The organism is Flavitalea plasmicola, from assembly GCF_030546645.1.
Classification (GTDB): domain Bacteria; phylum Bacteroidota; class Bacteroidia; order Chitinophagales; family Chitinophagaceae; genus Puia.
In genome coordinates, this window is record NZ_JAUOTO010000001.1 from 183960 (window position 1) to 207584 (window position 23625).

General features: G+C 49.1%; 24 protein-coding genes. 12 read left to right on the forward strand and 12 right to left on the reverse strand.

Annotated features, from left to right (window positions below):
• Position 1 precedes the first annotated feature (1 nt).
• Both Q4E93_RS00650 and Q4E93_RS00655 read left to right on the forward strand, forming a co-directional pair.
• Positions 2-1441 carry a complex I subunit 4 family protein gene (locus tag Q4E93_RS00650; RefSeq protein ID WP_303582144.1) on the forward strand — a complete coding sequence of 480 codons (1440 nt, stop codon included), beginning with the start codon at positions 2-4 and terminating at the stop codon, positions 1439-1441.
• A gap of 17 nt (positions 1442-1458) precedes the next feature.
• Positions 1459-2898, forward strand: coding sequence for an NADH-quinone oxidoreductase subunit N (locus tag Q4E93_RS00655; protein ID WP_303582146.1), 1440 nt, complete (start codon positions 1459-1461; stop codon positions 2896-2898).
• On the opposite strand, the gene Q4E93_RS00660 is transcribed toward Q4E93_RS00655, so the two are convergent.
• Genes Q4E93_RS00660 through Q4E93_RS00670 form a run of 3 tightly spaced genes read right to left on the reverse strand, consistent with a single transcriptional unit; the run spans position 2891 to position 4860 of the window.
• The gene (locus Q4E93_RS00660; protein ID WP_303582147.1) at positions 2891-3220 is read right to left on the reverse strand and encodes a cupin domain-containing protein; all 330 of its coding nucleotides are present in this window, start codon (positions 3218-3220) and stop codon (positions 2891-2893) included. The genes Q4E93_RS00655 and Q4E93_RS00660 overlap by 8 nt on opposite strands.
• Positions 3217-3957, reverse strand: a complete 741-nt coding sequence (locus tag Q4E93_RS00665; RefSeq protein ID WP_303582148.1) for a DUF4386 domain-containing protein — start codon at positions 3955-3957, stop codon at positions 3217-3219. Before Q4E93_RS00665 ends, Q4E93_RS00660 begins: the two co-directional genes overlap by 4 nt.
• Positions 3958-3984: 27 nt before the next feature.
• Positions 3985-4860 (reverse strand): hypothetical protein, encoded by an 876-nt coding sequence (locus tag Q4E93_RS00670; protein WP_303582149.1) that lies wholly within the window; start codon positions 4858-4860, stop codon positions 3985-3987.
• Between the two features lie 185 nt (positions 4861-5045).
• Here Q4E93_RS00670 and Q4E93_RS00675 point away from each other — a divergent pair, with 185 nt between their 5' ends.
• Positions 5046-5585 (forward strand): hypothetical protein, encoded by a 540-nt coding sequence (locus Q4E93_RS00675; RefSeq protein ID WP_303582150.1) that lies wholly within the window; start codon positions 5046-5048, stop codon positions 5583-5585.
• Positions 5586-5591: 6 nt separating this feature from the next.
• Here Q4E93_RS00675 and Q4E93_RS00680 read toward each other — a convergent pair whose 3' ends face one another.
• Positions 5592-6026: an acyl-CoA thioesterase gene (locus Q4E93_RS00680; protein ID WP_303582151.1), complete on the reverse strand. Its 435-nt coding sequence runs from the start codon at positions 6024-6026 to the stop codon at positions 5592-5594.
• 159 nt (positions 6027-6185) lie between these two features.
• Between Q4E93_RS00680 and Q4E93_RS00685 the strand changes: the two genes are divergently transcribed.
• The 3 genes from Q4E93_RS00685 to Q4E93_RS00695 all read left to right on the forward strand — a co-directional run bounded on the left by Q4E93_RS00685 (position 6186) and on the right by Q4E93_RS00695 (position 10169).
• A complete protein-coding gene (locus tag Q4E93_RS00685; RefSeq protein ID WP_303582152.1) occupies positions 6186-7379 on the forward strand; it encodes a winged helix-turn-helix domain-containing protein in 1194 nt (397 codons plus the stop codon).
• Positions 7380-7474: 95 nt separating this feature from the next.
• Entirely contained in the window at positions 7475-8623 is a 1149-nt protein-coding gene (locus Q4E93_RS00690) for an FIST signal transduction protein (protein WP_303582153.1), read from the forward strand.
• A 28-nt stretch (positions 8624-8651) separates the two neighbouring features.
• Positions 8652-10169: an ATP-binding protein gene (locus tag Q4E93_RS00695; RefSeq protein WP_303582154.1), complete on the forward strand. Its 1518-nt coding sequence runs from the start codon at positions 8652-8654 to the stop codon at positions 10167-10169.
• A gap of 204 nt (positions 10170-10373) precedes the next feature.
• On the opposite strand, the gene Q4E93_RS00700 is transcribed toward Q4E93_RS00695, so the two are convergent.
• Positions 10374-11690, reverse strand: coding sequence for a BamA/TamA family outer membrane protein (locus Q4E93_RS00700; protein WP_303582155.1), 1317 nt, complete (start codon positions 11688-11690; stop codon positions 10374-10376).
• Between the two features lie 224 nt (positions 11691-11914).
• Here Q4E93_RS00700 and Q4E93_RS00705 point away from each other — a divergent pair, with 224 nt between their 5' ends.
• Positions 11915-13636, forward strand: coding sequence for a hypothetical protein (locus Q4E93_RS00705; protein ID WP_303582156.1), 1722 nt, complete (start codon positions 11915-11917; stop codon positions 13634-13636).
• A 7-nt stretch (positions 13637-13643) separates the two neighbouring features.
• On the opposite strand, the gene Q4E93_RS00710 is transcribed toward Q4E93_RS00705, so the two are convergent.
• Positions 13644-14042 (reverse strand): winged helix-turn-helix transcriptional regulator, encoded by a 399-nt coding sequence (locus Q4E93_RS00710; RefSeq protein ID WP_303582157.1) that lies wholly within the window; start codon positions 14040-14042, stop codon positions 13644-13646.
• An 80-nt stretch (positions 14043-14122) separates the two neighbouring features.
• Here Q4E93_RS00710 and Q4E93_RS00715 point away from each other — a divergent pair, with 80 nt between their 5' ends.
• Positions 14123-15016, forward strand: a complete 894-nt coding sequence (locus Q4E93_RS00715) for an NAD(P)H-binding protein (protein ID WP_303582158.1) — start codon at positions 14123-14125, stop codon at positions 15014-15016.
• Here the strand turns inward: Q4E93_RS00715 and Q4E93_RS00720 are convergent.
• From Q4E93_RS00720 to Q4E93_RS00730, 3 genes are all read right to left on the reverse strand, one after another.
• Positions 15001-15927 carry a hypothetical protein gene (locus Q4E93_RS00720; RefSeq protein ID WP_303582159.1) on the reverse strand — a complete coding sequence of 309 codons (927 nt, stop codon included), beginning with the start codon at positions 15925-15927 and terminating at the stop codon, positions 15001-15003. The genes Q4E93_RS00715 and Q4E93_RS00720 overlap by 16 nt on opposite strands.
• 11 nt (positions 15928-15938) lie before the next feature.
• A complete protein-coding gene (locus tag Q4E93_RS00725; protein ID WP_303582160.1) occupies positions 15939-17375 on the reverse strand; it encodes an MBOAT family O-acyltransferase in 1437 nt (478 codons plus the stop codon).
• Positions 17376-17516: 141 nt separating this feature from the next.
• On the reverse strand, positions 17517-18581 hold the full coding sequence (locus tag Q4E93_RS00730) for a TIGR03118 family protein (RefSeq protein ID WP_303582161.1): 1065 nt from the start codon (positions 18579-18581) through the stop codon (positions 17517-17519).
• Between the two features lie 166 nt (positions 18582-18747).
• Between Q4E93_RS00730 and Q4E93_RS00735 the strand changes: the two genes are divergently transcribed.
• Together Q4E93_RS00735 and Q4E93_RS00740 are read left to right on the forward strand one after the other, a co-directional pair.
• Positions 18748-19608, forward strand: coding sequence for a helix-turn-helix domain-containing protein (locus tag Q4E93_RS00735; RefSeq protein ID WP_303582162.1), 861 nt, complete (start codon positions 18748-18750; stop codon positions 19606-19608).
• A gap of 84 nt (positions 19609-19692) precedes the next feature.
• A complete protein-coding gene (locus tag Q4E93_RS00740) occupies positions 19693-20109 on the forward strand; it encodes an ester cyclase (RefSeq protein ID WP_303582163.1) in 417 nt (138 codons plus the stop codon).
• Here Q4E93_RS00740 and Q4E93_RS00745 read toward each other — a convergent pair.
• The 3 genes from Q4E93_RS00745 to Q4E93_RS00755 form a co-directional block, all read right to left on the reverse strand.
• The gene (locus Q4E93_RS00745) at positions 20099-21535 is read right to left on the reverse strand and encodes a hypothetical protein (protein WP_303582164.1); all 1437 of its coding nucleotides are present in this window, start codon (positions 21533-21535) and stop codon (positions 20099-20101) included. The two genes, Q4E93_RS00740 and Q4E93_RS00745, sit on opposite strands and share 11 nt — an antisense overlap.
• 85 nt (positions 21536-21620) lie before the next feature.
• Positions 21621-22124: a hypothetical protein gene (locus Q4E93_RS00750; protein ID WP_303582165.1), complete on the reverse strand. Its 504-nt coding sequence runs from the start codon at positions 22122-22124 to the stop codon at positions 21621-21623.
• Entirely contained in the window at positions 22125-22466 is a 342-nt protein-coding gene (locus tag Q4E93_RS00755) for a PadR family transcriptional regulator (protein ID WP_303582166.1), read from the reverse strand.
• A gap of 36 nt (positions 22467-22502) precedes the next feature.
• Between Q4E93_RS00755 and Q4E93_RS00760 the strand changes: the two genes are divergently transcribed.
• The gene (locus Q4E93_RS00760) at positions 22503-23057 is read left to right on the forward strand and encodes a hypothetical protein (RefSeq protein ID WP_303582167.1); all 555 of its coding nucleotides are present in this window, start codon (positions 22503-22505) and stop codon (positions 23055-23057) included.
• A 9-nt stretch (positions 23058-23066) separates the two neighbouring features.
• Positions 23067-23621, forward strand: coding sequence for a hypothetical protein (locus Q4E93_RS00765; protein WP_303582168.1), 555 nt, complete (start codon positions 23067-23069; stop codon positions 23619-23621).
• Positions 23622-23625 lie beyond the last annotated feature (4 nt).

The following is a 23625-nucleotide window of genomic DNA, read 5'->3' on the forward strand; positions in this document are numbered from 1 at the left end:
AATGACATTACTGATTGGAGGTCTCCTCAGCTGGATGGCTGCAAGGTGGAATGCCGTTCTTTCAAAATGGATCGCCCTGCTGGCAGTGGGGGCGGATCTTTCCCTGGCCGGGTATTGGTGGTTTCATTTCCGGGACGCGGCTTCCTCCGGCTCTTCCTGGTTCATCGATTTCCAGACAGGCTGGATACCGTCATTCGGCATCGGCTTTCATGTGGCGATGGACGGGCTTGGCCTGGTATTATTACTACTGACCTTCTTCCTGGGGATCCTGGCGGTGCTCTGCTCCTGGCAGGAGATCAAAGAGCGAACGGGGTTCTTTTACTTCAACCTGTTATGGACCCTGGCCGGCATCAGCGGCGTGTTCGTCGCAATGGACCTGTTCCTGTTCTACTTCTTCTGGGAGGTGATGCTCGTGCCCATGTTCTTTTTGATCTCCATCTGGGGTGACGCCAGGCGCCGTTATGCCGCGTATAAATTTTTCATTTTTACCCAGGCCGGGGGATTGCTGATGCTACTGGCAATTCTTGCGCTCTATTTCATACACGGCCGGCAAACCGGGACCTATACTTTTGATTATTTCAGCCTGCTGCATACTTCCCTTGCGTCTTCGGTCTCCCGATGGATCCTGTCTGGCTTTCTGATCGCCTTTGCCATAAAATTACCGGCGGTGCCTTTCCATAGCTGGCTGCCCGACGCCCACAGTGAAGCCCCGACGGCAGGTAGCTTGCTGCTGGCCGGTCTCTTACTAAAAACCGGCGCTTACGGCATCATCCGTTTCGTGTTGCCCTTGTTTCCCCGGGAGTCGGCAGCCATTGCCTGGTGGGCTATCCTGGCTGGAGTGATAGCGATCGTATACGGCGCCCTGCTCGCCTTTGCGCAGACTGACCTCAAGCGGCTGATAGCCTATACTTCGGTAAGTCACATGGGATTTGTGCTCCTGGGTATTTTCTCTTTTAGCGAAATAGCCATGCAGGGCGCCGTCATGCAGATACTTACGCATGGCATAAGCACCGGAGCTTTGTTCGTGATGGCCGGAATGCTGAAAGAAAGGCTCCATACCAGGGATATAGAGCAGATGGGAGGATTGTGGACGTCCATGCCCGTCATGGGCGGCGCGGCCCTGTTGTTTACCATGGCTTCCCTGGGTTTGCCCATGCTGGGGAATTTTATTGCAGAATTTTTGATCCTGCTGGGAACTTTTTCAGCTAGCGTACCCCTCGCTGTGATAGCCAGCTTTGGATTGGTTTTGTCAGCTTTGTATTCATTACGGATGGTGCGGAAGGTTTTCCTGGGACCTGCTGATTTGCCATTGAAGGATCTCAGTGTGCGAGAGCTGCTTATTCTGGCGGCGATGAGTATAGGTATCATAGCATTGGGGTTATACCCACAGCCCGTGATAGATATGGTAAGAACGACAGTCCGGCAACTGGTGACACGGTAATAATTAAAATCTGTCAGATGAGCGAAATTCAATTCGATGCGCTGCTGCCTTACACCCTGCTGGCCGCCAGTTCCATGGTGATCATACTGCTTATTGCGTTCCGCCTCAGCCATACCGTGATCCAGGTGGTGGGGTTTTTATTGTTATGCCTGGTGATTGCAGCCCTGCTGAAAGTCAGATCGAGCCTGCCCATTGCCATTTTACCCTTGTTCCAGATAGACGGATTTGCCCTGCTGTTTACCGGCCTGATCATTTTTTGCGTGTCGATCATCGGGCTGTTGTCCTATATTTATTTTGAAGAACGGGAAGAGAACCCGAAAGAATATTACATCCTGTTGTTCCTTGCCACATTAGGCGCCGCCATACTGACCATCAGCCGGCATTTTATTTCACTGTTCATCGGGGTGGAGTTATTGAGCGTTAGCCTGTATGCCCTTATCGGCTACCTGCGGACGCGGAATAATGCGGTGGAAGCCGGTATGAAATACCTTGTACTGGCCGCCCTTTCATCTGCCTTTCTCCTGTTTGGCATGGCATTGATCTATATGGATGCCGGAACGATGGAGTTCGCCGCCATTGCACAAAAAATAAGCGGCCATCCGGCGACCTCTCCCCTGGTCATCATGGGCGCAGGCATTATGATCGTAGCGATAGGATTTAAGCTGGCGCTCGTGCCCTTCCATCTCTGGGCCGCCGACGTATACCAGGGAGCGCCCACGCCAGTCACCTTGTTCATAGCCACCGTTTCGAAAATAGGCGTGTTTGCGGTGTTGGTGCGGTTTGCACTGGCCATCGATCTGCAGCATTATCCGCAGGCCAGCACCGTTTTTTCCATCCTTGCAATAGCATCCATGATAGTGGGTAATGTCCTGGCGCTGCGACAACAGAATATCAAACGGCTGCTGGCTTATTCTTCCATCGCCCATTTTGGATATTTGCTGGTGGCATTTCTGACGGGTGGCGGGGCCGGCGTGGAGGCGGCTTTTTTCTATCTGCTTGCTTACAGCATTACATTACTATCGGCCTTTGGAGTGGTTACTTTACTGTCCACGCGGCAGAGAGATGCGGAAGATCTGACGACCTACCGGGGATTATTCCGGAAGGACCCGCTGATGGCGGCGGTATTGACCGTCGCCCTGTTCTCTCTCGCCGGTATTCCGCTGACGGCGGGTTTCCCGGCTAAATTCTTTGTGTTGACGGCGGGGGTCCGGCTTCATTTATGGCCGCCTGTGATTACCCTGGTCCTCACCAGTGTGATCGGGTTGTATTATTATCTTCGCGTCATCAGTGTATTGTTCGAGGGATCTCCTCACTTGGAAATAAAGGAAAGAACGCTACACCCCTTTTTTTATACTGCTACCTATGCTACACTGGCAGCGCTCCTGTTGCTGCTCTGTCTGTTGGGGGTCTTTCCAGGCAGCATCGTTGAAGGGATACGGGCATATCTTCTTATTTGACTGTTTCCATAGCCGCCAGCTCAAATGTGATATTTACAGACCGATCACCCCGGGGCCGGGTACGGTGCCTGACATTGGCCGGAATAGTAAACAATTGCCCGGGAGCTAATTCCACCGTGCGGTCTTCCAGGTCGATACATACGATTCCTTCTATGACCAGGAACGTTTCATCACTGTTGGGGTGATGGTGCCAGTAAAACGGCTCCGTCATTACACTGAGCCTTACGACGTGGTCGTTTATCAGCGAAAGGGGAACGTTTTTGTAGGTGTTGATGTCCAGGATTTCCTGGTGCAGATCAACGACAGTAAGTGGCGGTGTCATAAATGGGTGTTATTTTTCAGTTGTAAACGCGCCTCCCATTTCTTCATATTCACCCCTTTTATAATTAACCAAAGACACATTGAAAATTCCGCTATAAAAGATAATGGGCCGAGCATAACAGGAAATAGTAAACCTTCCAATCTGGGAGAGAAGATCAGCAAAAAACTATTTGTCAGATAGCATAGGCCGGCAATGAATATCATAACGCCTAAGACCCGGGGTAAAAATTCAGATCTGAAGATCAGGTATCCATCTATCAGGCATTCAAAACCAAAAAATATGAGGCCGATCCCAAAGCCATATTCATGCGCTTTGACTGAAAGATAACTTAATGCCTGCAATTGCTGCGGGTGGAATGCCTTTAAATAATTGTCATTGTCCAACAGGAACAGCGGCATCACCAGATTCATCTTATTCGCTACCAATACAGCGGTTTGGATCAGGCCGAAAAGAAGTGAAAGCAAAGCGAGATCTTTGTTTACACGTTTTAAAAGCGTATAGTAAACTATTCCTACCACCAGGTCGAACACATGCATCACCAGATCGCCAAATATACCGACGCGCCAAAGTACGGGTGAAGCCGCAATATTGTTGCTGGTTGCCAGGGCATTGCCCGGTACAATAATTTTACTTCTGATGAATATTTCTCCCATAACGCCTGCCGCAATGATGACCAGATACGCCAGGCCGCCAATTCTGGCATATACTTGCGGAGAGGGTTCCAGTGGTTTATTCACTTTTTTTTGAACGCAATATAATACTTCTTAATTCACCGCTTTGAATTTGGCGTTCGTAATAAGTACATCGTGGCCTGCCGAATCATGGACTGTTCCGTCAAAGGTACCGATCAAGGTGTTCATAAAACGAGGCGTTAGCAGGATGGTATTGCTTCTGATATGGATATAGAAGGGCGTATTGGTATTAGTGGCGGTGCCGTCGATCGAATATATGTACTTTCCCGTCTTATATGAATATAAGTATAAGCCTGCCGGGTAAGCCACCGTATCTAAATTATTATTATAAATGTTCGACGCACCGAAGCCCATGGTCAAAACCGTGTCCGGGTCGCCGGACGCCATATGTCCGGTGAATTCAAAAGAGACGACATCCGGCATTTGCGGAATGCCGTAAACGTAGGCCTGGCATGGGCCACGGTAAACATGGCCTTGTGCAGTGAACTGCCAGGTATTGTCCGCCATTGAAAGGCCAGCGCTATCCTGCACATAGATATACAATTGACACGTGGACGAATCGAAGGTGAGGGGGTACATGACAGTCCCGGGGCTGATGAAGCTGCCTGTCGCTTTCAGGCGCACTGTATTCAGACCCGTATCAGCGAAAATTCCCGAAGCGGCAAATTGCACCCCGTTCTGCTTGTTAGTGGTGATCTGGTAAGACCCCGGACTGGTGACATAGACATTGATGTTAACATAATTTGTGTCTGTCCCTGCCGGAAAACCATTGTACCATATACCATGGACAGTGTTGGGAAGACATTCCCCATATTGATTCTGCAGAGACCCTTTAGCGGGATCCGGATGATGAGGTTCCTTTTTGCATCCGATGAAGACGATGAGCACTGAAAAAATAGACATACAGGCAGACAGCGTCCAACCAAGGCGGGCAGGCATACTTTTCATGGTAGGTTTAATTTGTAGTTTTAGTTATTGGATATCACTATAGCAATTCTTATGCCTGCTTGACGTAATTTTACATACTTAATAAGGCCACCGGCACATGGGCCCGCAGCTGAATGTTCTGAGCTTTGAAAAACATCCCTTTGACACAGTGAAAGCTTAACATTTGAATTTCATAACTTAGTGGTATGCACTCCCAGATCACCTCCAAATTCAAACCTTACGGCATTTTTTCGCTGATCTTCTGCGGTTTCCTTTTCTTATTGCTACTGCTGGTGATAGGCTTGTTGGGCCAACAAATTGCCCTATGGAATGCGAGGCCGGTAAGAAAAGGTATCACCCCCGCACAGGCGTTACTATTCATGGCGATTTTTGGTTTCCTTGCATGGGTGATCGTGTTTACCCTTTATAAATACGCTTTTCGTGTTGTCATCGATCCCGCCGCGAAAACGATCCTTTTTAAGCATCTTCTGACCCAAAGCAGCAAACGATATGATTTTGACGATTTTGACGGTTACCTGGATACCTTTGCCGTCTCAAAATCCGGGGACTATAAGGTTGTTTACCTTGTTAAGGACCAAAAGGCGGAGAAGATCATCACGGGGTTTTACTTTGCCAATATCGACGAGTTGAAGGCGGCATTGTCGCCTGTCAAATACCTGGGGTTCGAGGAGGATTTCCGTCGCCTCGCCCGACGGGCGCTCTCGGGCAAGCCGCTGATCGATTGAGAAAGCTTAATTCGAAAAGTTCTCCGTTGTTGGAAAAGCGTCAAAGACATCCGTCACTATTTTGGGTGTGGGAGATAGCAGCTTTCGCTGCCTCGTGTCGAGCCAGGCGCCGTCGAGGGTCAATATAGCGCAGGTTTTATTGTCGGAGGATACGAACTCGTGTTGGATCGTCCACCGGGAGGCATCCGCATTCCGCTTGGCCAGCTTTGCATGGATAGTTATCGTGTCGGATAAGCGGATCTCCTTTTTGAAAACACATTCCTCCCGAAATAAGATCGGTCCAAAATTTTGCTCCTGCATCAATTTCAGGGTAAGTCCTAAGCTTTCTATGATCTCTATTCGCTGCTGGGCGCCAAAGTCATAATAGACGCTGTGCCGCAGGTGAAAATTGGGGTCAATGTCGGCCCAGCGGATAGAAATGGTCTTGCTGAATGAGGTCATGTCCTTTTTTCATAAAAATATGGTTTCTTTTTGAGACAAGTTGCTCCTAAAGCTAAGGAGCCAATACAAGGCGGAACCCCACAAATGAAGGCATCATGCTCAGGATATTCTTGGAAATTTGTAAATTGTTCAACCAGTGAAATATTATTAATTTATTGTATGAGCAGACTTGTCCTCACCACATCACAAGCCCGGAAAATTATCCTTCACGCGGCAGGATTATCAAAACGAGCGCAGTTTGGAAAAGGTAGGGAAGCGGTGTACAAGCTGATCGATCACCTGGGTTTCGTTCAGGTCGATACAAACTATGTCGTCGAGCGGGCCCATCACCACGCCATCGCCTCGCGGGTGCCGGACTATAAATTGGAATGGCTCGACGAGCTTCAGGCAGACGGCAGGATCTTTGAATTCTGGACCTATGCCGCAGGATACATTCCCATGCATGACTTCCGCTTCTCATTGCCAGTGAAAGCAGGCTTTCTATCCAGGAGAAAACCCTTGACGCAGGCAGAGATCAATCTGATGGACAAAGTGGTAGACAGGATTGCACGGGAGGGACCTCTCATGGCGAGGGATTTTGAGAATGATCGCGTGGAAGCAAGCTCCGGATGGTGGGATTGGCGACCGTCGAAGATGGCGCTGGAGAGACTGCACCTGGACGGGAGGCTGATGACGATGAGAAGAAAAGACTTCCAGAAATTGTATGATCTCCCCAGGAATGTCATCCCGGCCGACATCGATGGGACCATGCCCACCGATGAGGAATTTGCACGGCATGTTATCCGGCGTTCGTTGGGATCCCTGGGCATCGCTTACGCAAAAGAGATGGTCTGGCGTGCCCGTTACGTAAAGGATAATTTAGTAAAAAAGGAGTTGGAAAAGCTCGTAGAGGAGGGCGAGATCTGCCAGGTTGCGATCGAAGGCCTTAAAACCGCTCCTCTTTACATGTTACCCGGTTATAAGAGCAAAAAGATCCAGCTGTCCGATGATGCATTTATTCTTTCCCCCTTCGACGTATTGAATGTCTTCCGGCACCGGTTAAGGGATTTTTTTGACTTCGATTACCAGGTGGAATGCTTTGTACCCCAGGCCAAGCGGAAATACGGATACTTTTCGTTGCCCGTACTGGTCGGCGATACTTTTTTTGCCAGGATGGATTCAAAGGCCGATCGAAAAAAAGACGAATTAGCCATTCACAATCTGCACTTCGAGCCAGTGAAGCTGACCAGACCAGTGATCCTCAAGATCAGTGACGCCATCAGGGCTTTTGCAAAATTCAATCAATGCGAAACGGTCACTATTAAGAGATCAAATGACAAGGCGGCGTTGAAAGTTCTCCGGGATGCATTATAAATATCTAAGTAATACCCCTTATTTTTCAGATATTTAAGCGCCTGTCTATTAGCATTTATGATAATATATTTATATTCTTATATAAATTTTTATCTATGAAAATAGCCCAGACCCAATATTTTGGCGACCGATGGCGAACCGGATCGATCCCTGGTGGGTTCGATTCTCAGAAGGCCCAGTTGGTTTTGGCTTTCGGAGATCCGGCCCTGGTGACAGATGCCAGCCTTTTCAGCCATATCAGAGGCTTATTCCCTGGTGCTGCTATAGTGTCTTCTTCGACGGCCGGCGAAATTCTCCAGGAGAACGTACACGATAATAGTCTTGTGGTCACTGCGATCCAATTCGAGAGAACGAGGATCCTGTGCAAGGTCAGCAACATCAGGCGGCACGGTTCCAGCTATACAATGGGTGTGGATCTCATGAAAGCACTGACGGGGGAGGCCGACGACCTGATTGCAGTTTTTATCATTTCGGATGGGACCCATATCAATGGTAGCGAGCTGGTATTGGGTTTTTCTGAAAATAATCCGAAGTGTGTTCCGGTGACCGGGGGATTGGCAGGAGATGGGGCCAGATTCAGCCGGACCTTTGCCGGGCTTGACGAGGTTCCGGAAGAAGGGAATGTCGTAGCCGTTGGATTTTATGGGGATAGCTTGAAGATCGGACATGGCTCCTTTGGAGGTTGGGATGAATTTGGTCCTGAAAGGACCATTACCCGATCTGACAAAAATATTTTATTCGAGATCGACGGTAAGAATGCTTTGGACCTCTACAAGGAATACCTGGGACCTTATAAGGAGGAGTTACCCGGCTCTGCTCTTCTATTTCCTCTTTCCATAAAGGAGCCGGACTCCGCCAGCCACCTGGTCCGGACCATTCTCAGCATCAATGAGCAGGAAAAATCCATGCTATTCGCCGGCAATATGCCCGAAGGCAGTAAGATAAGGCTGATGAAGGCCAATTTCGACCGGTTGATAAACGGATCGTTAATGGCGGCCAGAAATTCGTTCGATACCCTGGAAAATAGTTCTCCGGAACTGGCGCTGCTGGTCAGCTGTGTAGGCCGTAAGCTGATCCTGCAGGAAAGGACAGATGAAGAAGTGCAGGCGGTAAAACAGATATTCGGAGACCGTACTTTGCTGGCGGGGTTCTATTCGTATGGTGAGATCTCGCCATTCAATCCGAATACCCGTTGCGAGCTGCACAATCAGACAATGACTATTACTACGTTCTCCGAATCGTAAAACCGACCGTTCAAGCACTGATTATAGCATGATCTCCATACTCTATCATAAACTGCTGGACAAGCAGATAAAAAAATTTCTGACAGAAGAACAGCTGGCAGATGAATCCATCCTGCAGTTCCTGGAAGTCGTCAATAACGCATACGCCGGCTTTGAACGCGATAAGAAAATATCGGATCATGCGTTTTCCATCAGTGAGAAGGAATACCAGGAAGTAACCATGCATTTGCAGGAACAGCATGATATTCAGCTTCAATCCATTTTTAAATTAAAGAATGCAATCCGCTCCTTAGACCCGCAGTACGATATACATTTTTCTGAGTCGGGCACCGCAGATATGATCAGCGTCATTTCTTTCCTGGAAGAACAAATAAAAAAAACCAAAGCGCTCGAAGTCGAGCTGATCCAGGCCAAAGAGGTGGCAGAGCAGGCGGCAAGAGCCAAGGCAGACTTCCTATCCGTCATGAGCCATGAGATCAGGACCCCTCTGAATGCCATCATCGGCATTGCTCACCTGCTATCGGAAGACGAGAAGCTTTCTTCACAGGAAGAAAACCTGCAGGTGCTTGGGTTTGCCGCGGATAACCTTTTCAATCTCATCAATGACGTCCTGGATTTCGGCAAGATCGACGAAGGAAAGATCCTTTTCTCCGAGAAAAACATCGATATCCGGCGCCTGGTATCCCGCATAAAAGCGGCCAATGGTATACGGGCGGAGGATAGGGGCAATATCCTGAAACTAATAGTAGATGAGGACCTGCCGGTCTTCATAAAAGGAGATGATGTCCGGCTCGGGCAAGTGCTAAATAACCTGATCTCCAACGCTATTAAGTTTACGTCCAATGGGACCATCGTCATCGAGGTGTTGCTAAATCAGGTCCTTGAGGACCAGGTGGAGGTCTATTTCTCCGTCACGGATAGCGGCATCGGCATCGAGCCCGGCAAGCAGCAATTGATCTTTGAACGGTTTACCCAGGCTAACGCGGAGATCACCCGGGAATTCGGCGGCTCGGGCCTGGGCCTGGCGATCACCAAAAAGCTGCTGAATATGCAGCATAGCGAAATCCATGTTGAAAGCGAGCCAGGCAAAGGGTCGAAGTTCTATTTTCTACTGCGCTTTAAAAAAGCGGATGCGGATGCAGCGAAAATTACCATGCAGCCTGAGAAAGGAAAGGGTAATCTCAGCGGAATAAGGATCCTGCTGGTAGAAGACGTGGAATTTAATGTCTTCGTCGCTGAAAAAATGCTGAAGAACTGGGAAGCTGTCGTGGAAATAGCGGACAATGGATTGAAAGCGGTGGAAAAAGCCAGGAGTAACGAGTATGATATTATTTTAATGGACCTTCAAATGCCTGTGATGGACGGCTATACGGCTTCCAAATGCATCCGCGATTTCAACACCGCCATTCCCATCATTGCCCTCACGGCTTCTTCCTCTGTTGATATTCAGGAAAAGATTTATGGCTTTGGTATGACGGATTACTTGTCCAAGCCTTTCAATCCGGACGAACTGTTTGAAACGATCTGTAAATACACGATAAAATAAGCTATTCCATCTCCGTTCCATAAAAAAACCCCGCCGAAGCGGGGTACACTAATCATACCATTAACCATTAAACCTTATCCTATGTTTCATAAAAATAGATCATTCCTTCACATGGTCCAATATGCGCGTGGTCCTTTCCGGCGTTTTTACGCGATTGTCACCTGTTTTGCTACAGATATGCCTGTATTTTTAAGCGCTCTGTAATCAGAACGTTTCGTTCAAATTCAGGAAAAACCCTTTCCTGCCAAATTTGCCAAAAGCATAGTCCAGGGCCAGGTTCGTACGCGTAGATTTGTTGAACAGCACCCGCAGACCCGCGCCATAGCCCGGCTGGAATACCTGGAATATTTTGGTGCCGTGCTCATCGTTACCAGTTTGCAAATTGGCGAAGGCAACGCCGCTGAGGAACTTATTGGCAAGAATAGGAAAGCGGAGCTCCGCTTCGGTATCATTGAATTGCGTCCCTTTAAAATATTGAGACGTATAGCCTCTGCCGCTCCGGAAAGTCCCGTCTCTTCCCGTACCGGGTAATTCGAGATAGGGTATGGCGCCGGTGACAAGGTATGAGCCCCAGTTCCAGATTGCAAACACCGTTTCCGGGCTGGAGGTCGAGAGGCTGAAATACTTTCTGAAATCGGTGGTTATTTGAATCGAATTCTTAGTGCTTCCGATCCATTGCTGGTTGAGCCGGAGACCCGCATCGAAATAGATACCCCGATAGGCCCGGTTGGGGTTGTCGCGCGTGATATACTGCACATTAAAAAGAAACCCGTTTGCCCAGTAATGATCCTGCGGGAATCCGTGCCGGTGGTTATAAATGCTGGACGGTGTGGAATACCCGGTTGTATCCTTGTTGTCAATTTTTGTCCTGAACTCGAAAGACATTCCCGCCCCGACGAAAAGGTTTTTCGCCACATTCTTATAGACTTTTTCCCTGAAGTTGTAATAATAGGAGCGGATAGCATACCCTTTGTGTGTCGGATCCGCCAGCACGGAATCCAGGGCGCTTTTCCCCGTGTATTTGTTGCCGATGCCTAAGCCGAAATCAGGCGTTACTGTTTTGGCGGCCACGAGATTTCCCTGGAAGTTCCACTTGTTGCCGGGGGTGAAGACATTGTGCGTGAAGTAAAAATAGATGATCCCTTTCGTGGTGATGGAAGCTGACGTCGCCGCAGTGGAAAAGAGCGTATGGGGATCGTTTCCCAGTTTTCTGCCTGCTACCGCCTTGATGCCCAGCTGACCACCGATGGTGGGGTTAGCGGCTATATTGGGTACTACTGTGATGCCCGATCCTTTATGTAAAGTATCGGCCTTTCTTTGGGGATGAAAAATATTCCGGAGCAGGTCTCCAAAATCATATTGCTTATTGATATTATCTGCCGGCAGGGGTCTCGAGGCTCGTAAAGAATCCTCTCGGAGGGAGTCGGCAGAAGTGGTTGCCTGACCATATGCAAATCCCTGCACACCAACCAATAATAATAAAAATGACCATTTCAGCAAAGCGGGTTTTCTACACTGCATGATCAGGATATAGAAATTCAAGTGCCATGAACGAATGAGTACCTAAATCGGGGTAAATATCCGTTAACCAACAGTTTATGTAAATATCACGCGCGAGCGGGTTATTCTCCTGAGCAATAAATTACCCATTGTTCATCCTTCAAAAAACAACCCTCCCGTCATTTTTGGCCATTTCATACATAAGTAATAACTTCTATACGATTTTGGCCAGACAACTTTTACTTATGAAATACATCCCCTTCATCTTCCTGATCATCCTCATTGTTGCATTCATGCGCAAAGACACTGTATCCTATTCCAGGTCTCATGTGCCTGCTGCGCTGGCAGCTGAGGGCGCGCTGGGGTGCGCACCGCCGGCAGCCTTTCCGGTGGCGGATGTCAACGGCAGGTTCATTACACCCCTGCCTGGTCTTGGCAAGCATGTGTATATGATCTCCACGCGTACGGACAGCGCGCAGTTCTATTTCAACCAGGGGATCAATTTCTACTATAGCTACCATTTACGCGAAGCCCTGGCTTCCTTTAAAGAGGCCGCGCGATTCGATTCTTCCGCTGCCATGGTCTATTGGGGTCAGGCATTGTCGATGGGGCCTTATTTTAACCTCTATACCTATAAGATGAAGGCAGGCGTACCTGTCGCGCTGGCAGCTATGGACAGACATCGATCCAATGCAACCGCAAAAGAGCAGGCGCTGATGGATGCCATACAGAAAAGATATTCCAGCGATACGACCAATGCGGATCGCCCCCAGCTGGACAGGGCATATGCAAGCGCCTTGTCCGCCCTGGTTCAGGCATACCCGGAGGACAACGACATAAAGGCATTGTACATAGACGCCGTGATGCTGGAGCATAAATGGGATTTCTGGACGACGGACAGGAAGCCGAAACAATGGACGCCGGAGCTAATAGCATTATGTGAGTCGATCCTGAAGAATGATCCACATCATCCGGCTGCCCTGCATTATTATATCCATCTCACCGAAGCTTCCGCAAAACCTTCCCTTGCGCTGGCAGGTGCTGAAGCGCTGAGGACTGAAATGCCCGGAGTGGGCCACATGGTGCATATGGCTACGCATATGTATCAGCGAAACGGTCTGTTCCTGAAAGGAGTGACAGTCAATGAAGATGCGAATACGGTGTACAACACGGAAGATTCCCTGGTCCCCATGCTCGGCCTGGGGAGAAATAACGTGATACATATTTATGCCGTACAATCCTATTGTGCTATGAATGCGGGTATGTACCGCAAGGGGATCCCCCTTTATGAGCGCGCCCGGGAGAAGGTAGTGGCCAGCAAACCGGCGTTTGAACAGGACCCATATGCGCAGTGGGTCTACATGCTTCCGGTGCAGGCGTGGGTGAGATTGGGGAAGTGGGATGAGATATTACAGGCTGCCGCACCCGACCGGCACTGGAAATATGCACAGGTGCTGGACCATTTCGCAAGGGGTATAGCCAATGTACGACAGAAGAACCTCCGGGCGGCAAAGGCTGACCTGGATAGCCTGGAAGCCCACCTGCAGGACAGTCTGTTGGGCATTCGTATCATGCCTTTCAATAGACCGGTGGAATGCGGTCGCATCGCAGCCGGGATACTTCGGGGGGAAATATTATTTGCGGAAGGGCGGCAGCAGGACGCGGTAGCCGCCTTTAACACGGCTGCTGCCGGGGAGGATTCGCTGATCTATCGTGAACCCCAGCAATGGCTGCTCCCTGTAAGGGAATATTTAGGCGCAGATCTCCTGAAAATGAAAAAGGCCCGCGAAGCGGAAAACGTTTACAGGCAGGACCTGGACAGAAATCCCGGCAATGGGTGGTCGCTGCTGGGCCTTTACCAAAGTTTGGCGGCGCAGGGCAGGGCCGGTGAGGCTGCGCGCGTTAGGGAGCAGTATCGCAAAGCGTTCGAAGCAAGCGATGTGAGGCCCGCGGCCTCTGTATTTTAACAGGTAACTACGCTGCTGGGAAGTCCTTCATTTGCCTGGAAAATGTCTTTGAAAATTTTCCGCTGTTGGCAACGGCCCATTCAGCCATGGCATAGAGGACAGGTCTTAAGGCCTTCCCCGACCTGGATAGCTCATAAGTGACATAGGGAGGCACCACAGGTTTTGATCTTCTCACCACCAGGTGGTCGCTCTCCAGCTGCTTCAGGTGCTGTATCAGAACCTTTTCCGTGATAGTGGGGATCGACCGTTTCAGCTCGCTATAGCGTTTGGGCCCCGATAACAGATTGAACAGGATGATCGGCTTCCAATACCCGCCGATCTTTTCCATGACAAAGGTCACAGGACAGGTGACGAATGCAAGACTCTTGTTTTCCTGGATGGTTGATGCTTCTTTAATCGATGCCATGGTATACATACTTTAGGGTAAGTACTTGTACAAAAGTAAGTACTACTTTAGATTTGTGCAACAATCAAAACAAATAAAGTATGAAAGTAACAGTCACGGGATCTTTAGGAAACATCAGCAGGACGCTTACGGAAAAATTAGCAGCGGCCGGGCACGAGGTCAGGGTCATCAGCTCCCAGGCGGAAAGGAAAGGGGAGATCGAAGCGTTAGGGGCGATCCCCTGGATCGGATCGGTAGAGGACGGAGATTTTGTGAAGAAGGCGTTTGAAGGCAGCGATGCGGTGTACCTGATGGTGCCGCCGGCATTTGGCGCTCCTGACTATAAGCAATTTACGATCAATGTCGGACGGAATTATGCGGAGGCGGTGGAGAAGGCGGGAATTCGTTATGTGGTGAACTTAAGCAGCTCCGGTTCGCCCTTGGCCGGGGCGGCGCCGCTGACGGAATACCAGAACCTTGAGGTCTGGCTGGATGCATTGCCTGCTGTCAATGTACTGCATCTCAGGCCGGGAGGGTTTTACTCTAATTTTTATGGAAGCATAGGCATGATAAAGCACATGGGGATCATAGGAAATAATTTTGCCGGGGATATAAACATGGCGATGTCACATCCGGCTGATATTACCGACGCGGCTTTTGACGCTTTGCATACGCTGTCGTTCAAAGGCAGGAATGTGCGGTACATAGTCAGTGACGTCAGGAATGGGAAAGAAGCTGCTTCTTTATTGGGGACGGCCATCGGCAGGCCGGAGCTGCAATGGGTGGAGCTCTCAGACGGTCAGTTGCTGGAAGGGCTGATGCAAAATGGCTTTTCCAGGGACGTGGCCCAGCATTACATCGTGGATATGGGGATTGCCATCAGGGAAGGGATATTGGAGAAGCATTACCGGGAGAATACCTTCGAGGTGGTCGGCGGGCGGGATTTTGCCGGGTTTGCCCGGGAATTTGCGAAAGCGTATCAGTTCAGCCAATAGTGGTAATTTTTCAGGTCATCGATCAGAAGGCTCGTCCGGTGATCGACACCTGTCTTCAGGAGATGATAGGGGGTATTGAAGATCAAAGAATCGGGCATCATGTATCTTTCGGGCGTCCCCAGGATGGTGAATTTATCCCTTTGATATAATTTCTCCACTTCTCTTATCAGCGGTTCAATATGGTGAAAGGAGATATCCTGGAGACAAGGGTAGGAGACAAGTAAGGTGGCATTCCTTTCATGGACCCCGGCGGCGAATTTTTTAATACCGTCCGCCACCTCCGGGTTGATGTATCCGGTGGCATTCTTTTCCGTAAGGAAGAATCTCCTTTTAAGGTTCCAGTGAGTATAGACGTCGCCGTACCGGTTGAATGAGTTGACACTGTAAATATCGCTTTCCTCGACATGATAGTATTCGGAGGTCATTAGTTTCGAGAAAGCATATTTGGGCATATAGGGGATAAGATGCATAAGCTGGCGGGTGTCCAGCAGCTTTAGCTTCGAAGGATTTACTTCCACCACGGAACGGAACAGTTCTTCAGAGCCGGCATCATAGTCCCTGTTAAAATGGGCGTATTCGGGTATCAGGACTACCAGGTCACCTTTTTTTATGTATTGGATGGTGTTTTCCAGCATATATTTCAGACCAAGCGAGAAGTGAACGCCCGTGTTGATGGGGTGTAACTTTAAAGAGTCTTCTATCATTTCAGAATTGAGCCCGAACGACAGGTTGGAACCTCCTACGAAAATAATACGGGGGGAATCGACATGCTGCAGGAGGGAATCCTTTTTGATCTCGGCAAAAAGCAGGGACTTCGATGCGCGGGGCGTGCTTGGCAAAAGCAGGCATATCACCATCAGCAGGAGCAGCGGCACCAGAAAATATAGAAAATTACGAAGGAACTTTTTCATACGCCTGATAGTTAAAACTGGAAATAGATAAAGCTTGAATTAGAGCTGAATTTGGATAGGATGAGGATTGCCATCACCCAATACAGCAATTTCCGGATGACGGGACTGCGTACCATTCTCAACTTTCTTTCATCTCTTCGCAGCCACCAATCGCCCAGCACGATGGGGATAATATAGGTGAAGGTTGATTTTCCTTCCAGCATGGAGAGTTGATGCGGCTGGCTGATGATGCTTTGCCCTATGTGTTTCAAATAGTTCAAAGCCAGGCTCATCGTGTCTGCACGGAAAAAGATCCATGCCAGGGTGACAAAGGTAAAGGTGGCGCACATTTGCCATAGCTCCCTTATTCCGGGCAACCGCCTGTTCTGGGCCACGACATCGGTGACGTTCTTCCTGTTACGGTCCAATAGCAGCAGAGGCAGGAACCCCACGGCGTGGATAAATCCCCAGGCGATGAAATTCCAGCTGGCGCCGTGCCAGAAGCCGCTGACGATGAAAATGATAAATGTATTCCGGACTGCCTTTGCCTTGCCTTGTTTGGACCCTCCCAGCGGGATGTAAAGATAGTCCCTGAACCAGGAGGAAAGTGAGATATGCCATCTTCGCCAGAACTCCGCGATATCGCGGGAAAAGTAAGGGAACCTGAAGTTGCTTAACAGCTCAAACCCGAACAGCTTGGCCGTGCCGAGCGCGATGTCGGAATAGCCGCTGAAGTCGCCATAGATCTGAAAGGAGAAGGCCACGGCGCCAAGGATCAGGGACAGCCCATTATAATGCTGATAGCCGTTGAACATCTTATCCACTGTTTCTGCGAGGCTGTCCGCAATGACGACCTTCTTGAACATGCCCCACAGCATGAGGCGGCACCCATCCAGGGCCTGACTATAATTAAAGGCACGCGGTTTTTGCACTTGCGGCAGGAGATGATTGGCGCGTTCGATCGGACCTGCCACCAGCAGTGGGAAAAAGGATACGAAGACCGCGTAGTCGACGAAATTGGAAACTGGCTTTTGTTTTTGCCGGTAAATATCGAAGACGTAGGACATGCCATGAAAGGTATAGAAGGAGATCCCGATGGGCAAGGCAACGTTCAGCAGGACCGGGTTTGTATGGAGGCCAAGCAATTCGAATCCCTCCTGGAACTGATGGGCGAAGAAATTGTAGTATTTGAATACCCCGAGAATGCCCAGATTATTAATGATGCTCAGCCATAGGAAAAGCTTTGCCCTTTTCCTGTTGGGAGACGCCACCTGGAAGCCGTACAGAAAGTCCAGGAGCGTGCTGAGCGCCAATAAACCCATGAAGGGGATGCTCCACCACCCATAGAAAAAATAGCTGGCGATGAGGATCAGGATATTCTGCCACCGCAGGGATTGGGAAAAGACGAACCAATAAAGGGTAAAAACAACGGGCAGAAAAAGTAAGAATTCAAAGGAATTAAATAACAAGGGTCAATAGCTATTGTCCAGCCGAGCCGGGATTTTAAAAATTAGTTTGAAATCAATAGGCCAGCAAAAGGATATAGCCGGAAAATAGCAATTATGGGTCCAAAAATATAGTTTTTTGGCCGCGGAAGCCTTATTTTTTCGTCATTTCATCTTAAGGAACCCAAACAAGCCATGTTCTTCATCCCCGGGCCCTGCTGTAAAATAAAGCTTACCCGGGTCGGACAGAGGCGCTTCATTGTAGGGAAAATCGAGGGCCCAAAGTCCCGGGATGATCACGGGCTGCCCATTGCTTTGCAATGCCCCGGTGTAGAAGCCGGTGGAATCATATACATTGATCCAGCCGTCTCCGAAATTGCCGACAAGGATAGAATGGAAGGGCAGCCCGGAACCTGCAGGCGCCTGCGCCAGTCCCCAGGGAGAATTGAGCGCACCCCGGGAAGCAAACCGTTTTAACAGGGATCCGTCCGGATTGAAAATATCTATATATCCATTTCCAGTGCCAGGCTGGTCGTCTTCATTCTCCGGTCCTTTAAGCATGGCATAGGTGACATACAGCTTGCCGCCGATGTTCTGGATATTAAAAGGGCTAAAGCCGGCAGGGATGTCGGGGTCGACAAAGGGTTTTGTGGTGATGAAGGTGAAGGATCTGTCATACACATCGATCTTTTTCCCCCTGAAATCGGCGGCATACAGGAAATTGCCGGTACCGTCATTTGCCAGTGCAAGTCCCTTATAGACCGTATTGTCCGCCGACCTGTCTGCGACCGTAAAAGTGGAGTCGCCCCCTCCCCAGGCGGAGACAGTACCATCTTCATTGACAAAGATGAACTTAGCGGTTTTCTGATTGCATGGGATGACAAAGTCAGTAGTGGCGTTGAAGACAATGCCGGTGGGCGAGCCGCCGAAATGATCGCCATGGGAGGGGATTGCCACGGGCCCCAGCAGTGTTTTCCCCGTGGAGTCATAGACGGTAGTGGTTCCTGAATGGTTGGCGGCGATCCATACGATCCCGACGGGATTTACCGCGATGCCCCATGCATTCAGGAGCCTGGGGTCTGTCATCGCGGCCCCGGAACCGGCGACGTCCGCGACAAGGTTGGTCTGTTGATAGTTCCCCGGACCTGAAGATGGGTAGCCGGCATTATTGTTTTTGTGGCAGGCGGCGCCAGCTATGCATAGCGCGAGCAGGAAAACATTTGTTCTCATAAAATAATTTTAGATTTTTGTGTAGTGGATTACGGCGGGAGAAGAGCATGCGTTGCCTGTGCGGGAGGGCGCGCAGGGGGGTATTACATCAACCAGCGGATGCCTTACATGAAACACCCGTAATCAATGATCTTCTCATCCATTATTTTATTTCTTATCTTCCGGTATGGACATCCATCATTTGCCCCAGGATATATTTTCGGACAACCAGCTGATGGCGGATGACATTATTTTCCATCCTTACAAGGCCCCTGCGCATTCATTCAGGGGGAAATGCATCTTACACAGGAATGCCATCAGCCTGGTGTTATCCGGGACAAAAACGATGCATTTCGCAGATAAGACCGTCCGGATCAACAGCGATGAGATCCATTTTCTTTCCATGGGCAATTGCATGGTGACGATGGAACTGGCCCAAGGCGTAACCGTGGAAAGCATCCTGATCTTTTTCGATAACAAAGCCCTGGGGGATTTTCACCTGCGGTTTAAGGAAAGGATCGAAGGGCTTCGAAGAAAGGGTGAAATAGGCGTCGAACCTTTCCTGGCATTTAAAAAGGATGGCTTTATCAATAGTTACATTGCATCGCTACAGATTCTGCTGCAATCGGGCCTGCCAGTCTCCGGTGAAATGAAGCGCTTGAAATTTGAAGAGGTGATGTTGTACCTGCTGGAAAAATATCCTTCGGCGCTGCTGGCTTTTCCCCTGTCAAAGAACAGGGACCTGGAAGACCTGGAGATCAGGAAGGCGGTGGAAACGAACGTCATGACTGGTGTCAGCCTGGAAGAGCTGGCTTTTATTTGTAATCTCAGCCTGTCCACCTTTAAAAGGCGTTTTATCGCTATTTATGGAATGGCGCCGGGCAAATGGTTCCTGCAGCAGCGGATGGAAATAGCAAAGGAAATGATCGTCCGGGGGGGCGAGCGGCCGGCCGATATCTATCATAAGTTCGGATATGAGACGCATTCCAGCTTTTCGCAATCTTTCAAGCAATATTTTGGGGTAAGCCCCAGGGAATTGAAACATTGATCGGTTGGCAACAGTTTTTGGCTGATAAGCGCTATACGGGCCTGCCCATATCTTCTAATTTTGACTCATAAATAAAAAAAATTTATGAGTCTTACCACAGAGCAAAACAAGCAGGTTGTATTACGGTTCAATAAAGAATGCCTCGAACAGGGAAACCCGGATGCTTTCCGGGAGCTGTTGGCGCCCGATGTCATCAATCATGCCGCGCCGCCGGGAATGCCCAATGGGCCTGAAAGCTTTACCCATTTTTTGAATGGGGTTTTAAGGAAGGGTTTTCCGGACTTACGGGTGGAGATCCTGGAGCAGGTGGCGGAAGGGGATCTGGTATGCACCCGTAAAAAGATCACGGCCAGGCATACCGGTGAGATCTTCGGCATAGCGCCAAGCAACAAACAGGTGGTGATCAACGTGATAGATATCATCCGCGTCAAAGATGGCCGATATGCGGAACATTGGGGGCAAAGCAATTTTACGGATGTGCTTAAAGAGATCACTTCTTAACGACGCAGGCGTATCCAAAGAGGCATCGTTCCTTTATCATCGTAGCCACTTCTGGCGGCACATACTCTTCCCATCCTTCCGCACCCTCCTTGATCAGTTGCAGGACCTTGTCCGTATCCACCTGAAGGTTAGACTCCTTATAATGCCGGATGTCTTCGATCTTGTTGTTGGCGATCAGGTAGCGGTAAAGGTCCACCAGCAGGAGTGGAGGGTTAAACCGCAGGCAATTATAGATGATGCCGTTGCGTAAAGTGGGATATATGAACAGCTTGACCTTGCGGCTGAACAGGGTGGCAAAAGATTCCAGGATCCCGCCAGGCAGATCCCGGTAGTGATCCTCGGAAAAGATGTATTCGAGATTGGGATAGCCCAGGACCACGCCCATCTTCAGTTTGGTGATCTTCGACAGGTATGCCACCAGCTTATAATACTCGTGGAAGTCGGAGATCAGGACGGTCTGTCCCAGTGCGCATAGGATATCCACCCTGTCCAGGAAATCCTTTTCATCTATTTCGGCGGTGGGGTCGGCATCTCTTTCTTTCAGCGCCTGTAGGGTCAGCTCGGTGATCACTACGACATTGTCCTTGTCCACATCCGGCTCCTGGACAAATTGTTTGACGCCTGTGCTCAACATGTCCAGGTGTACATTGATGATGGGCCGGAAACGACCCCGCACGACCACGATATGTTTCTTATACAACACTTCGGAAGGCTGCATATTCTTCCCATCCGGGCCGAACAATGCAGCGTCTGAAAAGCCATATTTTACGAGGTGAAGGCTCATGAGCCTGTTGTCTATTTTGCTGAAATCGGGACCTTCGAAGCGGATCATGTCGATCTGGATGGCATCCCTGGAAAGGTTGTCCATCAGCGACAGCAATAAGATATTCGGATGTGTATGATAATAGAAGCAGGCGTAGATGAGGTTGACGCCGAGGGTGCCGACGGCAGACTGCTGCAGGACATTGTCGTTATCCAATAATTTGACATGGATCACCACGTCATTGAATGCTCCGCCCGGCTCCAGCTGGAAACGAATGCCCATCCAGCCATGCCCTTCATTTGTCTTGTGATAATTCAGGGCCGACATGGTATCGGAAAACGCGAAAAAGGTCGTTTGATCGCCCCGATTTTCCGCGAGACGCTCGATCAGCAGTCCATATTCCTTTTCCAGCATCGCTATCAAACGGGCCTCGCTGACATAACGCCGGCCTTTTTGTGCGCCATAAATAGCGTCGGAGAAGGTCATGTCATATGCCGACATAGTTTTAGCGATGGTGCCTGACGAGGCGCCCGCCTTGAAAAAATTGGCGGCAACATCCTGCCCGGCGCCAATCTCTGCGAATGAGCCGTAAATTTTGGGATCAAGATTGATGGCAAGCGCTTTTTGTTTGGTTCCTAAATCCTTATTGTGAATGACACTCATACAATTTGTCATTTATATATACTGCCACCATTACCAACGTAAATTATGCGCTGAAAAGTGCCTAAAGATAGGACTTTTTAATGGATCAGGAAGCTGGCAATATCCGGATAATGGGAGCGCCGCCCAGCATGATCCGGGCGTTCCTGGGAATAAGAGGGTCATATTTATCCGGCGTCAATAACAGGACCATGAGCGTTGGGAATGAATACAGCGCCAGCCAGCCTGTGAAGAAGACCCATGCGTCGCCGGGCCAGATGCCGGTGAGGTCGAGTATAGCGCAGGTGATATAAGGGCCAAGGAAAATAATGAAGAGAGGTGTGAAGAATTGATTTCTATTCAACAGCAGGAGGTATTTGGGGCGGGTGAGCAGGAAGCGCGTCTCCTCCTCGATCTCGGAAAGCTCTTTTTTATAGAAGGACCTGATCACCGTACAATAATATTGTTCAAAATTCCCGTCCGTCGAAAGGTTTTCCTCTATGAGGACACAGATATGATCCAGGAGGTTTTGCTGCAGGTCTTCGAGCAGGATGCCCTTCGACCGGAGGTCATCGAGGATGAAATCCATCTGTTGGTCGGTGATGCAGTACATTTATGCTGTTTTGGGTTGAATGTCCAGCAGCAGGGCCATGGTTTGCATAAAGGAGGCCATTTCCTTTACTTTCTCCTTTGCCGTGGCTTTACCCGCCGGGCTCAGGCTGTAATATTTTCGTACCCTTTTGCCAATGTACTCCGTTTCGGTGGTCACCAGGCCGTCCGCCTCCAGCGCATGGAGCGTGGGATACAGGGCCCCTTCCGTTATCTGGATCTTGTCTTTTGTGATCTCCTTTACTTTTTGGGTGATCTCATACCCATACATTTTTTTATTGCCGGCCAGCAGCTTTAAAATAATCGTCTTGAGGGTTCCCTTAATTAATTCGGAGGAATAGTTCATGGGCAAAACTTTTCGTTTACGAATATACATAAGAAAATGATGCTTTGGGGCTTTTTTAGTTCATTTGCGGCCAATATCGCAGGAGTTTACAATATGATATTGAAATTCATGTGTTATCACATAGTATATTTGGTCATGATAAAATTGCCGGAATACTCTTTGATTGTAGTGGTTCTTTTATCTTCTTGTTCCTTGCCTTCCCGCGGGGGCAAAAAGATTTATGTCGATTTTTTTGCAGAACCGCCGACGGATTGTGTAAAAGTACTTGAGTCAAGGGATGCAAGAGCGCTGGATGATTGCTGCGTATGGTTACATTTTAAAACTTGCCCGAAAGAAGCCGCCAGAATACTGTCACAGGTACATTATACGAGGATTAAAATGGATAAAAGGTCTATGGATTTGGAATATCCAGCGTTGTCGACGGCAGATGAGAGCATAATCTCTTCAGATCCGCCGAAATGGTGGGCAATCAAGCAATTGGGAGATTCCTGTATTAAATATGAATATCGCCATTCAGGAAAGGATTATATTCAGATAGTATACATGTCTGTTGATTCTAGTGAAGTATACTATCATGATATTGCCTGGTAAAAAATACTTATGATCATAGATTTCCTGGAGGAACAAAGGAAGAAATATTTAGATGCGGTGGAGCTGGCAGGCAACAGGCTTGCTGCCCAGGGTAAATTTGAAGGCTTTAAAGACGTGCTTGACCAGAAAAAGTTTCCTCCAGGTGAGCTTAACGATGCATTCCAGTTTTTCAGACATGATATACTGGTGCGGGATGCCGGCGGCAGCTACCTTGACCTCACCGTCAATGTCGATCCGGTTGTTTTCAACGAGCCAATGGTTTTCCGTGAGGCCGATTCCGACATCGTCTTACACTCTTTTGTCTGGAATGCCTGTGAGATCAGTGGCGTTGATGTTAAAAAGCACCTTGCTATCCTGAGGCATTGGCGTAATAAATGGCTGAAGGAGGAGATAGAGGGACTGAATGAGGGTTTTGTCAATGCCATTCACGGCGCAGATGTGGGTCCGGACGCAAATTCTTTTATTGTCGATTTTGGCAGCTGTATCGCATCCGGGGTAAAGGAGCTTTTTTCTGACCTTATCGGAAGTGACGCTAAGTTGATCCTTCGTGCTGGATATATCTGATCCT